This window comes from Lysobacter sp. Soil_N_51 (assembly GCF_057655755.1).
The window spans coordinates 148,543-162,830 of record NZ_JBDGLR010000010.1; the positions used below are offsets into that span (position 1 = coordinate 148,543).

A 14,288-nucleotide genomic window follows, 5' to 3' on the forward strand; every position below is an offset into this window, starting at 1 on the left:
CGGTAAAGAACAACGGCCGCGACAAGCGAGGGATGTGGAGCGATGAAGGATCTCATTAGCAAGCCGGAACGTGTCACCCAGAAACGGGTAGTGGAACTTTTTGCCGAGCAATTGGACTATCGCTACCTGGGGGACTGGTCCGACCGTTCGGGCAATGACTGCATAGATGACGGCCTGCTGACAGCGTTCTTGAACCGTCGCGGTTATAGCCAAGCGCATATCAGCGCCGCACTTCATAAGCTGCGCGCTGAAGCCTTGGTGCATGGACGCACGCTCTATGCCGCCAATGAGGCGGTGTATCAGCTGTTGCGCTACGGCATCCCGGTGAAGCTGGCGGCCGGCCAAGTGAATGAGACCGTGCATTTGGTGGATTGGAGCACGCCCGCCAACAACGATTTCGCCGTCGCCGAAGAAGTGACGCTGAAGGGTGAGCACGAGCGCCGCCCCGACATCGTGCTCTATCTCAACGGCATCGCCGTTGGCGTGCTGGAATTGAAGAGCAGTCGCGTGGGACTGGGCGAGGGCATCCGCCAGTGCTTGTCCAACCAGAAGCCGGAATTCAACGATTGGTTCTTCAGTACGGTCCAACTGGTGATGGCGGGAAACGACTCGGAAGGCCTGCGTTACGGCGCCATCGAAACCCAGGAAAAGTACTTTTTGGCCTGGAAGGAAGATGAGGCCGACAACGTCGGCTACAAGCTCGATAAGTACTTGGCCAAGCTTTGTCGCAAAGACCGGTTGCTGGAACTGATTCGGGACTTCGTGCTTTTCGATGGTGGCGTAAAGAAACTGCCTCGTGTGCACCAGTACTTCGGCATCAAGGCTGCACAAGACCACGTGCAGCAACGGCGTGGCGGCATCATCTGGCACACGCAGGGGGCGGGTAAGAGCATCTTGATGGTGCTGCTGGCCCGCTGGATCCTGGAGAACAAGCCGGCGGCGCGTGTGGCCATCATCACCGACCGAGATGAGCTGGACGGCCAGATCGAGCGGGTGTTCAAGGACGCGGGAGAGAAGATCCACCGCAGCCAGAGCGGCCGCGACCTGATGGCCCAACTGGCGCAGCCCAACCCGCGACTGCTCTGCTCGCTGGTGCACAAGTTCGGCCGGCGTGATGTGGACGATTTCGAGACCTTCCTGCGCGACCTGGCTGCGCAGCCCAGCCAGACCCAGGGTGAGGTCTACGTTTTTGTGGACGAGTGCCATCGAACGCAGGGCGGCAAGCTACACCGGCTGATGAAGGCGATGATGCCCAACGCGGTGTTCATTGGTTTTACCGGCACGCCATTACTGAAGTCGGATGCGCAGACCAGCCTGGAGGTGTTCGGCGGATACATCCACACCTACAAATTCGCGGAAGCGGTGGAAGACAAAGTGGTGCTGGACTTGGCCTATGAGGCCCGAGACATCGACCAAAAGCTAGGTAACAGCGAGCAGATCGATCAATGGTTCGAGGCCAAGACCAAAGCCTTGAACGATTGGCAGAAGGACGAGCTGAAGAGGCAATGGGGCACGATGCAAAACGTGCTCAGCTCTCGCGCCCGCATGGACCGGGTGGTGGCCGATATCGTCTTCGACTTTGCCGTCAAACCACGACTCTCCAATGAGCGCGGCAATGCCATGCTGGTGGCGTCCAGCATCTACGAGGCTTGCAAGTATTTTGTTTTGTTCGGCAAAACCGCATTCAAGGGGCGGTGCGCGGTGGTCACCTCCTATAACCCACAGGCATCGGATGTGAGCAAGGAAGAGACTGGCGCCAATACCGAGAGCGACAAGCAATTCATTTACAACACCTACACCGAGCTGCTCAAGGACGTGGTGGCGGAGGCGGGCAAGACCAAGACCGAGACCTACGAACAACAGGTCAAGAATCGCTTCGTCAAGTCACCCGCAAATATGAAACTGCTAATCGTGGTGGACAAGCTGCTGACGGGTTTTGATGCGCCGCCCTGCACCTACCTCTACATCGACAAGTCGATGCAGGATCATGGCCTGTTTCAGGCCATCTGCCGCACCAATCGACTGGATGGCGACGATAAGGATTTTGGCCACATCGTCGACTACAAAGATTTGTTCAAGAAGGTTGAGAAAGCCATAGCTGTCTACACTTCGGAGCTGGCCCACAGTGTGGAAGGCGCGGATCCGGAGATTCTGCTCAAAGATCGACTGGAGGCCGGAAGGGAGCGCCTGGACGACGCGGTCGAGGCTCTGGCTTTGCTGTGCGAGCCGGTGCAACCACCCAAGGGAGATCTGGACCATATTCACTACTTCTGCGGCAATACCGAGATTGCCGATGATCTGGAGGCACGCGAGCCCCATCGAGTGGCGCTCTATAAGGCCGTGGTGGCATTGGTGCGGGCCTACGCCAACGTGGCTGATGAGTTGGAAGCGGCCGGCTACACGTGCGCGCAGATCGATCACCTGAAGAGCCTGCAGAGGCGTTATCTTGACTTGCGCGAGATTATCCGCAAGGCCGCAGGCGAGACTCTGGACCTGAAGCCGTATGAAGCGGATATGCGCCACCTCATTGACACCTACATCGAGGCTCAAGCACCACGAAAGATCTCGCCTTTCGATGGTATCGGCCTGCTCGAACTCATAGTCAAAACTGGTATCGCCGATGCGATCGCCGAACGTCTCGGAGAGATGAAAGGCAACAAAGAGTCGATTGCTGAAACGATAGAGAACAACGTCCGCAGCAAGATACTGAAAGAACAACTGACCGATCCGGCATTCTTCGCAAAAATGTCAGCACTGCTGGACGAAATAATCCGCTTGCGTAAAGAGCGGGCAGTGGAGTACGAGGACTACCTAGCACGCATTGCCGATATCGTTAAGAAGGTTAGCGCGGGTCGGGCTGACGACACACCCCTGCAGCTAAAGACGACGGGACAACTGGCGCTTTACAACAACCTGAAGGACCGCGTCGTCACCAATGCCGTGCGGGAGCCCGAAGTGTCCTATGCCGGCAAGACGCATGCGCTAGAGCAGGCTCTGGCTCTAGATGCCGCAATCAAGTCAAGGCGGCCGGATGGGTGGCGTGGCGTGGTGGCGAAGGAACAGATGGTTAAACAAGCGATGTTTGAGGTGCTGCAGGACATCCATGAAGTCAGTCGTATATTCCCGATCGTCTTTGCGCAGAAGGAGTACTGACAAGTGCACGACGTTCTAGATCTCGGTGTGTTGCGCGCCGAGGTCACTCGCAAGGCGATCAAACACGTGCACCTGAGCGTGCTGCCGCCAGCGGGCAAGGTACGCGTGGCTGCGCCACAAGGCATGGATCTGGAGACGATCCGGTTGTTTGTTATCTCGAAGCTTGCTTGGATCCGCGCACAGCAGCGCAAGCTGCAGTCCCAGGAGCGCGAAACGCCTCGCGAATTCTTGAACAAGGAAAGCCATTACCTATGGGGAAAGCGCTACTTGCTGGAGATCAGCGTTGCCGATGCCGCACCATCAGTAGCTTTGACTCCCCGCAAGTTGCTGCTTCAGGTGCGCCCAGGTGCCGACCAAGCCCGATGCGAGGAAGTGCTTGACGGCTGGTATCGCCAGCAGGTGCGTGATGCGATGCCTGGATTGCTAGCCAAGTGGGAGCCCTTGATGGGAGTAAAGGCAAATCGGGTCTTCGTTCAGCGCATGAAGACCAAGTGGGGCAGCTGTACGCCAAGCTCAGGTTACATCCGGCTTAACACTGACCTGGCTAAAAAGCCGCCTGAGTGTTTGGAATACATCGTTGTGCATGAACTCGTGCATCTGCTGGAGTCGACTCACAATGAACGGTTCACGGCGCTGATGGATGTGTACCTGCCGCACTGGCAGCACCTAAGGAGGCAGCTGAACAAGTTGCCTGTTAGGCATGAGGACTGGCACTACTGAATTTTCGGAAAGTATTCAGGCCGGTCTTGTGTGGACAGGTCGATATCACGCTGCTCTCATCAAGAGATAGCTCGCTGTTGGCGTGCTGATCTTGGGTGTTGCGGTGAAAAATGTCATAGCGTTGGCTGTGCGTACCTGGTTACTGCGATCCGAACCATTCGCGATCCGCGCAGAGTCAATTAGAAATCTTTAACCATTCATTCCTCGCGGCTGATGCCCGACATGTTCCGCATGGCGAACACGATCGCCGCGGCGACGCACGATGCCATCCGCGCGGACGACCACCATAAAATCATCTAACGGTCGGATCGCGAGGGACTGCGGATTTCGCGTCGTTTTCGTTGTGCCTTGCAGCATAAAATTCGACCTCGGAAGCCTTGCGGTGACGCGCCGCGTTGTTTATGGTGCAATCGATTGCATCTTGGCGAATTTCAAGGTTTCGCGCCGGTTGGGAGGCCGGAAGATAGATGGGTATCTATTCGATCCAACCGACGCAACGAATCAGTGACGGATATGCATCCTGCAGCAGAGGCGATGCCTCGAAAGATTCGTCCGGGAAATCTTTCGTTTGTGGTTTGAGGACGCCGCGATGAGTTCCTTGAACCCCAAACTCACACGGCGAAACGCGATTGGCGCCGCGATGATGGCCGGTCTCGGGCTGGCCGCGGGCGCGGTTACGCCCGGGCTTGCGGCGACAAAGCCGCTCAAGGGCAACCTGAAGCATTCCGTCGCGCGTTGGACGTTCCCGAAGCAGTCGGTCGATCAGCTTTGCCGGATAGTGAAGGACATCGGCTTTTCCGCCATCGATCTGGTCGGCCCGGACGACTGGCCGACCTTGAAAGCGCACGGCGTGGACAGCTCGATGTGCAATGGCGCGGAGATCGGCCTGACCAAGGGCTTCGCCGCCACCGAGTTCCACGATCAGTTGTTGGAGCGCTACACCCGCCACATCGACCTGGTGGCGGACGCCGGTTACCGCAACCTCATCTGCTTCTCCGGCAATCGCAACGGCATGGATCCCGCGGTGGGGATGGCGAACGCGGAGGCGGGGCTCAAGCGCATTCTCGGGCATGCCGAGAAGCGCGGCGTCGTACTGGTGATGGAACTGCTGAATTCCCGGGTGGATCACCCCGACTACCTTTGCGATCACTCCGCGTGGGGTATCGAGTTGTGCAAGCGGATCGGTTCGGACAACTTCGGCCTGCTCTACGACATCTATCACATGCAGATCATGGAAGGCGACATCATCGCCAGCATCCGCAAGCACCATGCCTTCTTCAAGCATTACCACACCGCCGGCGTACCCGGCCGGCATGAGATCGGCGCGGATCAGGAACTCAATTATCCCGCGATCTGCCGCGCGATCCGCGACACCGGCTTCGCCGGCTATCTGGCGCAGGAGTTCATGCCGCAGGCGCCCGATCCCGTCGCCTCGCTGCGTGAGGCGATACGTTTGTGCGACGTTTGAAATCGATATCCACCTAGGTAAACACCCATGGCAGACAATCACTACGACGCCATTGTCGTTGGATCGGGAATCAGTGGCGGTTGGGCTGCCAAGGAGCTGACCGAAAAGGGGCTCAAGGTCCTGATGCTGGAACGCGGCCGCAACATCGAACACGTCAAGGACTACGTCAACGCGATGAAGGAGTCGTGGGACTTCCCGCATCGCGACCGGCCGACCCAGGCGATGAAGGCGGACTTCCCGGTGCTGATGCGCGACTACGCGCTGGCCGAAAACACGATGGGGATGTGGGCCAACGAAAAGGATAGTCCCTACACCGAAACCAAGCGCTTTGATTGGTTCCGCGGTTATCACGTCGGCGGCCGCTCGCTGATGTGGGGCCGGCAGAGTTATCGCCTGTCGGATCTGGATTTCGAAGCAAACCTCAAGGATGGCATCGCCACCGACTGGCCGATCCGTTACGCCGACATCGCGCCATGGTACGACCACGTCGAGAAATTCGCGGGCATCGCCGGCACCGTCGAGGGGCTGGACGTGCTGCCCGACGGTCAGTTCCTGCCGCCCATCCCGTTGAACGTGGTCGAAAAGGACGTGGCGGCGCGGATAAAGAAAGCCTTCGGCGGCACCCGCCATCTGATCCACTCGCGCACCGCGAACATCACTCAGCCCAAGCTCGAGCAGGGCCGCGTCAATTGCCAGTACCGCAACAAGTGCATCCTGGGTTGTCCGTACGGCGCTTACTTCTCGACCCAGTCGGCGACGCTGCCGGCGGCGATGAAGACGGGCAACCTGACCTTGCGCCCGTTCTCGATCGTCAAGGAAGTGCTTTACGACAAGGACCGCAAGCGGGCACGCGGGGTCGAAATCATCGATGCGGAGAACGGCCAGACTTATGAATACACGGCCGACGTCATCTTCCTCAACGCATCGAGCTTCAATTCGACCTGGCTGCTGATGAACTCAGCCACCGATGTGTGGGAAGGCGGACTGGGCTCGTCTTCGGGCGAGCTGGGGCATAACGTCATGGATCATCACTTCCGCGTCGGCGCCGCCGGGATGGTCGAGGGTTACGAAGACAAGTACTACTTCGGCCGCCGCCCGTGCGGCTTCTACATCCCGCGTTTCCGCAACCTCGGCGGCGACAAGCGCGGTTATGTGCGTGGGTTCGGTTATCAGGGTTCGGCCAGCCGCACCGGCTGGTCGCGCGATATCGCCGAACTCAGCATCGGCGCCGACCTGAAGGACGCGTTGAGCGTACCGGGGGATTGGTCCATCGGCATGACGGGTTTTGGCGAGATGCTGCCGTATCACGACAACGCGATCAGCCTCGATCCGAAGCGCAAGGACAAGTGGGGTCTGCCGGTGCTGGCGATGGATGTGAGCCTGCGCGAGAACGAATTGGCCATGCGCAAGGACATGGGCGCGGATGCGGCCGAAATGCTGGAGGCCGCCGGCGTCAAGAACGTCAAGGTGCACAAGGGCGACTACGCCCCCGGCATGGGCATCCACGAAATGGGCACGGCGCGCATGGGCCGCGATCGGAAGAATTCGGTCCTCAACATGCATAATCAGGTCTGGGATGCGCCGAACGTCTACGTGACCGACGGGGCCTGCATGACCTCCAGTGCCTGCGTGAATCCGTCGCTGACCTACATGGCGCTGACGGCGCGGGCGGCGGATCATGCGGCGCGCGAACTCAAGGCGGGGAACTTGTGATGGAACGTCGTGAGCTTTTGAAGATGATCGCCGCCGCCACCGGCGCGGCCATGATCGGCCTGCCGGCGTTCGTCTATGGACAGGCGCCGGTCGCGAACGGGACGACGGTTTTTTCCGCGGCCGAAGTGGCCAAGCTGGACGAGATCGCGGAAACCATCCTGCCGCGCACCAAGACGCCTGGCGCCAAGGATGCGGGCGTGGGCCTGTTCATGGCGCAGTTCGTGAGCGATTGCTACACGCCCGAGTATCGGACGGTCTTCCGCAAGGGATTGGCCGATATCGACCAGCGCGCGGGCGGCGACTACATGTCGCTGACGCCCCAGGCCCGCACGGAATTGCTGCGTGTCCTGGATGCCGAAGCCGGAAAGCAGCGCAACGCGACAGAAGTGGCCACCGGAGGCGCCAATCCGACTTCGGTGAAACTGCATTACTTCGCGATGATCAAGCAGCTCGTTCTCTTCGGATTTTTCACCTCCAAGGTGGGAGCGACACAGGCGCTGCATTACGTCGCCGTGCCGGGCCGCTATGACGGCAACGTCGCCTACGAGCCGGGCACGCCCGCGTGGGCGACCAACTGATAACGCTTCGACGTGCTCGAGCCGCTCTTCTTGGGGGAATGATGACCAGACCGATTTTGATGGCTTTGTGCGTGCTGGCCGCAACGCCCACGTTCGCGCAGGCACAAGGCGACAAGCAGCGCGACCCGGCCAAAACCGAAGCTTGGAAGCCGGTTCCCGTGGCCGTCGCCACGCCCAAGGACGCCGCGCCGTCCGACGCGGTGGTGTTGTTCGACGGCAAGGATCTGTCGGCCTGGGAAAGCGAGCAGGGCGGCGAAGCGCCCTGGGCCGTAGCCGACGGCGCGTTCACCGTGGTGCCCGGCAGCAAGGGGATCCGCACCAAGAAGCGCTTCTGCGATATCCAGCTGCATATCGAATGGCGCAGTCCGGCGAAGACCCAAGGATTCGACGGCCAGAACCGCGGCAACAGCGGAGTTTTCCTGCAGGAAATCTACGAGCTGCAGGTGCTCGACAGCTACGACAACCCGACCTATTCCAACGGCCAGGCGGCTTCGATCTACAAGCAGGCCATTCCGCTGGTGAACGCATCGCGCGCGCCGGGCGAATGGCAGGCGTACGACGTTATCTGGAAGGCGCCGCGCTTCTCGGACGGTGGCGGTCTCGTTTCGCCCGCCCGCATCACCGTCTTGCACAACGGTGTTCTCGTGCAGAACGACACCGTCTTGTCGGGCAAGACCGAATACATCGGAGCGCCTTCGTACTCGCCTCATGGCTGCGCGCCGATCTACCTACAGGATCACGATTCGAAGGTCAGCTTCCGCAACGTCTGGGTGCGCGAGTTGTGAGCGACAGGCGCGGAGCGACCTCCGCGCCCGCGTCTTACTGTTTCAGGAAGACCGCGATGTCGTCGATATCCTTTTCCGACAGTTGCGCGAACGGCGGCATCAGTCCGCCGCCTTTCTGGATCTTTTCCTTGATCTGCTTCGGGTCGAGCCGCTTATTCACGTCGGTCAGGGCGGGAAACGTTCCCGCGATACCCGCGCGGTCGGGACCGTGGCAAGCCGAGCAGTTGGCGGCATAGAGCTTGGCGCCTGCCGCGGCATCCTGCGCGGTGGCGGGCGCGGCCGCGATCGCCGCGGCGAACAAGGGCAGGGCCGCTATCGGAATGAATTTAAACATGGGCTTTCCTCGGTACTAACGACCCGCGCCCGCGGGCAGGTGCTGGTTGAGGTAGGCCGCGCCGGTCTTGATGACAGCGGCCGGATCGAGCGGATGATCGTGTTCGATGATGTACCACTGCACGCCGGCGCCTGCGGCGGCGGGAAGAATCGCATTCCAATTCAGCACGCCTTTGCCCACGGCGGCGAAACCGTCCTCTTCCTTGGCCTGACCTGACGGCGCGTTGTCCTTGGCGTGTACCGCGTACACACGCCCACGGAACTTGCCGAGCAACGCGGCCGGGTCGTAGCCCGCGCGCGCGATCCAGGCCAGGTCGAGTTCGGCTTCGAGCTTCGGACCGGCGCTTTCGAACATGAGTTCAAGGCCGGTCTTGCCGTTGAAGTCGACGATCTCGAAGTCGTGGTTGTGATAGGCCAGCGTCATGCCCTTGGCCCGGACCTTGTTCGAAATCTCACCCAGTTCCTGGCCCAATGCGGTCCAGCCGGCGGCATCGGTCGGACGCTCCTCTTTTTTCAGATACGGCACCACCAGCACGATGTTGCCGATCGACTTGTTGAACGCCACCACCTTGTCGAGGTCGCTGCGCAGATCGGACAACTGCACGTGGGTCGAAACGACCTTGATCGAATACTTGTCCAGAAGCTGCTTGAGGTCCTTGGCCGACGCGTTCTGCGTGCCGACGGTCTCCACGGCGTGGATGCCGGCGTCGTGGACGATCTTCAGCTGTTCCTCGAGCGAGGCGATGTTGCGCAGTGTGTACATCTGCACCGCGATGGGCTTGGCTTGGGGCTTGGTGGTCTGCGCGAAGGCGGGCAAGGCGGTGAGCAAGAGAAGTACGGCGGCCGCGATGCTGCGTGGGGTGGCGATCATCATGGTTTCCTTCCGGGATTGTGATGACGATGGACAAGTAATGACTCAAGTGGCGCTGTACCTGCGGCGTCGGGCGGACCGACGCGCTTCGCTGTCGTTCAATCGATGGGTGTCCAGACGCGTGTTCTGGCCGATGCGATGACGCGATCGACGATCAAGGCCGAGCGCAGCCCGTCATCGAAGGTCGGCAGCCCTTCCGGGCGTTCGGAGGCAATGGCGCTATAGGTGTCGGCGACAAAGGCCTCGAAGCAGTGGCCGTAGCCTTGTGCGTGGCCGACCGGCAGCACCGAGAGCCTGCGTTGCTCGGAACTTCCCGCGCCCGGGCCGCGCACGAAGATTTCTTCGCGCTGATCGGGCAAGCCGATCCACAATCGCTCGCTGTCTTCCTGGTCGAACGCCACGCTGGCCTTGGCGCCGTCGATCTCGAACCAGAGGCGATTCCTGCGCCCGGCCGACACTTGGCTGACGGTCAATGAGGCGAGCGTGCCGCTTCCTGTCTTGAACATCGCCGCTGCGACGTCTTCGCTCGATACCGCATGCATCCCGCCGTCCGTCGTTGCGGCGGCGAAGCTCTTGCTGGTGGCCGCGCCTCGCTCGGCGATCACGGTTTCGAATGCGGCGCTGACCTCGGCGAAGCGCTCGCCGCTGACCCATTCCACCAGATCGCACCAGTGCGAGCCGATGTCGGCGAACACGCGCGAGGCGCCGCCCAGTTTCGGATCAACGCGCCAATTGTTGCTGGCGGGATCCATCAACCAGTCCTGCAGGTAGCTGCCGTGAATCAGGCGCAGCGGCCCCAGTTCACCGTGGGCGATGCGCGCGCGCGCCTCGCGGACGACCGGGTGGTAGCGGTAGACGAAGGGCACGGTGGCCGTCAGGCCGGTGGATGCGGCCAACGCCGCGAGGGCCTTGGCATCTTCGAGTGTCGTGGCCAGCGGCTTTTCGCAGATCACGTGCTTGCCGGCCGCCAGCGCCGCCTGCGCCATCGCGCGATGCAGGTGGTTGGGCGTGCATACGTGCACGACCTGCACCTGCGGGTCCGCGACGACTTCTTCGATATCGCGATAGGCGCGCGCAACATCCCAGGCTGATGCGACCTGGGTGGCGCGCTCAGGCGACGATGCGCTCACGCCCCTGACGTTGGCGCCCGCCAGAATCGCCGCGCGGCGATGCACCTCGCCGATCATCCCGGCACCCACGATGGCGACTCCAAGCTTGCTCATCGGTATGAACCCTCAGTGCGCGGATGGCGCGGACGATGCGTCGGGCACGGCGGCCGTCCGTTCGCGAAACAGGAACACGAAGGCCACCAGCACGACCAGGGCCACGCCCGCCGGGAACAGCCAGATCTGCTGCCAGTCGCGGCCCGCCGCCGTGGTGTAGTGCTCGACGATCGCGCCGGACAGGAAGCTGCCGATCAACATGCCGACGCCGTAGGTGGCCAGGGTGATGAAGCCCTGCGCGCTGCTGCGCGATGCGGGGCCCGCATGGGCATCGGTATAGATCTGACCGGTGACGAAGAAGAAGTCGTAGCAGATGCCATGCAGCACGATGCCGCCCACCAGCAGCGCGAACCCGGCGCCGGCGTCGCCGTAGGCGAACAGGACATAGCGCAGCACCCACGCCGCCATGCCCAGCGCGAGCATTGTCTTGACGCCCAGCCGCGCGAACAGGAACGGCATCGCCAGCATTAACAGCACTTCGGACACCTGGCCGAGCGACTGCAGGCCCGCCGCGCCGCGCACGCCGAGGTCGTTGAGATACGGGTTGGTGAAGTTGTAGTAGAACGACAGCGGGATGCAGATCGCGATCGAGGCCAGGAAGAACACCAGGTACGAACGCGACTTCAACAGGCGCAGCGCATCCAGGCCCAGGATCTGTCCGAGCTTGGCGTTGCGTTGCTGTTCCAGCGGCGGTGTGCTCGGAAGGGTGAGCGCATACAGACCGAGAGCCAGCGAGGCCGCCGCGGCCATCTGGAACGTGAGTTCGAGCCGATGGGCCTGCTCCCAGCCCAGCCAGCCGATCAGCACGCCAGCGACGATCCAGCCGATGCTGCCGGCGACGCGCACGGGCGGAAACTGCTTTTCGGGCGCCTGCATATGCCGCATCGCGATGCTGTTGACCAGCGCCAATGTGGGCATGAACAGCAGCATGTAGATCATGACGCAGGCCGAGAACGCGCCGAAGCTGGTCGCCGTGGAGGCCTGCCACATCAGCACCGCGCCGGCCAAGTGCAGCACCGCGAGGATGCGTTGCGCGGCGAAGTAGCGGTCGGCGATCAGTCCGACCAGGAACGGCGCGACGATGGCGCCGATGGACTGGCTGAGGAACGCCGTCGCCACCTGGCTGGCGCTGGCTTGCAGCGGCCCCTGCACCAGGTACGTACCCAGGGTCACGAACCACGCACCCCAGATGAAGAACTGAAGAAACATCATCGCGCTCAGGCGCGACATGGTGAACGTCATGACTTCCCCTCCCAAGTGGGTGTCGGATCAAATCCCCAGCATGCCGCGCATCGTTTCCGCACTGGCGCCGCTGTCGGCGAAATCGTCGAAGGCGCGCTCGGTGACGCGAATGAGGTGGTCGCGGATGAAGGCGGACCCCTCGCGCGCGCCGTCTTCGGGATGCTTCAGGCAGCACTCCCATTCCAGCACCGCCCAGCCCGGGAAGTCGTACTGGGCCAGCTTGGAGAAGATCGCCTTGAAATCGATCTGGCCATCGCCCAGCGAGCGGAATCGTCCGGGACGATCGATCCAGTTCTCGTAGCCGCCATACACGCCGCTGCGCGCACTGGCGCGGTATTCGGCGTCCTTGACGTGAAAGATGCCGATCCGCTCGTGATAGCGGTCGATGAAGCCCAGGTAATCCATCTGCTGGAGCAGCAGGTGACTGGGGTCATACAGGATCTTCGCGCGCGGATGCTGATCGACGACGTCGAGAAATCGCTCGAAGGTCGCGCCGTCGTGCAGGTCTTCGCCGGGGTGGATCTCGTAGCACAGGTCCACGCCGCAGTCGTCGAAGGCGTCGAGAATGGGGCGCCAGCGGCGACCGAGTTCGGCGAAGGCTTCCTCGACCAACCCGTTCGGCCGTTGCGGCCAGGGATAGAAGTAAGGCCAGGCCAGCGCACCGGAAAACGTGGCATGCGCGCTAAGTCCCAGGCGCTGACTGGCCTTGGCGGCCAGTGTCAGCTGTTCGACGGCCCAGGCCTGTCGCGCGGCCGGATCGCCGCGTTTTTCCGGCGGGGCGAAACCGTCGAACAAGATGTCGTAGGCTGGATGGACGGCGACCAGCTGACCTTGCAGGTGCGTGGACAGCTCGGTGATCTGGATGCCGTGCCGCGCCAGCGTGCCGGCGATATCGTCGCAGTAGGCCTGACTGCGCGCGGCTTGGGCGAGATCGAAGAGGTGGGGCGCGCTGGTCGGCACTTGTACCCCACAATAGCCAAGCCCGGCCGCCCACTCGGCCAACGTGTCCAACCGATCGAACGGAGGCTTGTCATCGATGAACTGCGCGAGGAACAGCGCTGGACCCTTGAGTGTTTTCACGGTAACCCGCCCAATGCAATCGATTGCAATCCTAGCATGGGGTCCCCGGGACACGCGTTGTGCACTGCATCGCAGGACCTGCGGCTGAGTCATGGCGACCATCTACGACATCGCTAAACACGTCGGTGTCTCGGCCGGCACCGTGTCGCGCGCGCTCTCCCGTCCGGACAAGGTGTTGCCGGCCACGCGCAAGCGCATCGAGGAGGCGGCCGCCGCGCTGGCGTATGTCCCCAACACGGTGGCCAGGACGCTCAAGACCCAGCGCAGCGGCAAGATCCTGGTCACGGTTCCGGACATCGCCAATCCGTTCTTCGCGCAGATCCTCAAGGGCGCGGAAGAAGCCGCGCAGGCCGCCGACTACGCCGTGCTGCTCGGCGATACCCAGAACCGACCGGAGCGCGAAGAACGCTACGCGCAGATGCTTCCCCGCAACGAAGCGGACGGCCTGATCGTGCTGGGGCATCGGCTTCCGCCGACGGCGCAGGAGATCGTCAAGCGGCTCGGCGTTACCGCGCCGGTGGTCAACGGATGCGAATTCGACCCGGCGCTGGGCATTCCCAGCGTCCACATCGACAACGCCGCCGCCGCGCGCGTCGCGATGGAGCATCTGTATGGATTGGGGCACGAGCGGATCGCCGTGGTGGGCGGCCCGCCCGACAACCCCTTGCATCGACAACGGCTGGAAGGCGCCAAGGCCGCGGCCAGAGCGAAGGGTCGTTTGCGTCTGCTGACGATCGCCCCGGGCGACTTTTCGGTTGAATCCGGTTATGTGGCTGCCAAAAAACTGCTGAGCCAGGCATCCGCGCCAACCGCCGCGTTCTGTTTCAGCGATCAGATGGCACTGGGCGTTCTCGCCGCGTGCAGGGATCTGGCCATCCGCGTGCCGCAGGATTTTTCGATCGTCGGTTTCGACGACCTTGAATCGTCGCGCTATCTCACCCCGCCGTTGACGACGATCAGCCAGCCGATGCGCGAGATCGGCGTGCGCGCCGTCCACCTGCTGCTCGCCATCATCGAGGCAGTGGAAGTGCCGCATCAACAGACACTGGATTTCAGCTTGATGCTGCGTGGGTCGACCGCCGCGCCCGCGGCGTGAGACGGGGCGCGCGCTCGACTTGGAGA

The 14,288-nt window shown here is 62.0% G+C and carries 12 protein-coding genes; 7 read left to right on the forward strand and 5 right to left on the reverse strand.

Translation table 11 applies throughout. The features are described 5' to 3' along the window. Positions 1-42: 42 nt before the first annotated feature. The 6 genes from AC3A4T_RS19980 (at position 43) to AC3A4T_RS20005 (ending at position 8,417) form a co-directional block, all read left to right on the forward strand. A complete protein-coding gene (locus tag AC3A4T_RS19980) occupies positions 43-3,153 on the forward strand; it encodes a type I restriction endonuclease subunit R (protein ID WP_487676982.1) in 3,111 nt (1,036 codons plus the stop codon). A gap of 3 nt (positions 3,154-3,156) precedes the next feature. Then, the gene (locus AC3A4T_RS19985; RefSeq protein WP_487676983.1) at positions 3,157-3,873 is read left to right on the forward strand and encodes a M48 family metallopeptidase; all 717 of its coding nucleotides are present in this window, start codon (positions 3,157-3,159) and stop codon (positions 3,871-3,873) included. A 640-nt stretch (positions 3,874-4,513) separates the two neighbouring features. After that, a complete protein-coding gene (locus AC3A4T_RS19990; protein WP_487677103.1) occupies positions 4,514-5,341 on the forward strand; it encodes a hydroxypyruvate isomerase family protein in 828 nt (275 codons plus the stop codon). Between the two features lie 27 nt (positions 5,342-5,368). Beyond that, positions 5,369-7,054 carry a GMC oxidoreductase gene (locus AC3A4T_RS19995; RefSeq protein ID WP_487676984.1) on the forward strand — a complete coding sequence of 562 codons (1,686 nt, stop codon included), beginning with the start codon at positions 5,369-5,371 and terminating at the stop codon, positions 7,052-7,054. Next, positions 7,054-7,632: a gluconate 2-dehydrogenase subunit 3 family protein gene (locus AC3A4T_RS20000; protein ID WP_487676985.1), complete on the forward strand. Its 579-nt coding sequence runs from the start codon at positions 7,054-7,056 to the stop codon at positions 7,630-7,632. The genes AC3A4T_RS19995 and AC3A4T_RS20000 overlap by 1 nt, the downstream gene beginning before the upstream one ends. A gap of 41 nt (positions 7,633-7,673) precedes the next feature. Continuing rightward, positions 7,674-8,417 carry a 3-keto-disaccharide hydrolase gene (locus AC3A4T_RS20005; protein ID WP_487677104.1) on the forward strand — a complete coding sequence of 248 codons (744 nt, stop codon included), beginning with the start codon at positions 7,674-7,676 and terminating at the stop codon, positions 8,415-8,417. Positions 8,418-8,451: 34 nt separating this feature from the next. On the opposite strand, the gene AC3A4T_RS20010 is transcribed toward AC3A4T_RS20005, so the two are convergent. The 5 genes from AC3A4T_RS20010 to AC3A4T_RS20030 form a co-directional block, all read right to left on the reverse strand. After that, entirely contained in the window at positions 8,452-8,751 is a 300-nt protein-coding gene (locus AC3A4T_RS20010; RefSeq protein WP_487676986.1) for a c-type cytochrome, read from the reverse strand. Between the two features lie 15 nt (positions 8,752-8,766). Then, entirely contained in the window at positions 8,767-9,621 is an 855-nt protein-coding gene (locus tag AC3A4T_RS20015; protein WP_487676987.1) for a sugar phosphate isomerase/epimerase family protein, read from the reverse strand. A gap of 98 nt (positions 9,622-9,719) precedes the next feature. Beyond that, positions 9,720-10,844, reverse strand: a complete 1,125-nt coding sequence (locus AC3A4T_RS20020; protein WP_487676988.1) for a Gfo/Idh/MocA family protein — start codon at positions 10,842-10,844, stop codon at positions 9,720-9,722. 12 nt (positions 10,845-10,856) lie between these two features. Beyond that, positions 10,857-12,086 (reverse strand): nucleoside permease, encoded by a 1,230-nt coding sequence (locus AC3A4T_RS20025; RefSeq protein ID WP_487676989.1) that lies wholly within the window; start codon positions 12,084-12,086, stop codon positions 10,857-10,859. A 27-nt stretch (positions 12,087-12,113) separates the two neighbouring features. Continuing rightward, positions 12,114-13,166, reverse strand: coding sequence for a sugar phosphate isomerase/epimerase family protein (locus AC3A4T_RS20030; protein ID WP_487677105.1), 1,053 nt, complete (start codon positions 13,164-13,166; stop codon positions 12,114-12,116). 91 nt (positions 13,167-13,257) lie between these two features. On the opposite strand from AC3A4T_RS20030, the gene AC3A4T_RS20035 reads away from it, so the two are divergent. Then, positions 13,258-14,262, forward strand: coding sequence for a LacI family DNA-binding transcriptional regulator (locus tag AC3A4T_RS20035; protein ID WP_487676990.1), 1,005 nt, complete (start codon positions 13,258-13,260; stop codon positions 14,260-14,262). Positions 14,263-14,288: the final 26 nt, after the last annotated feature.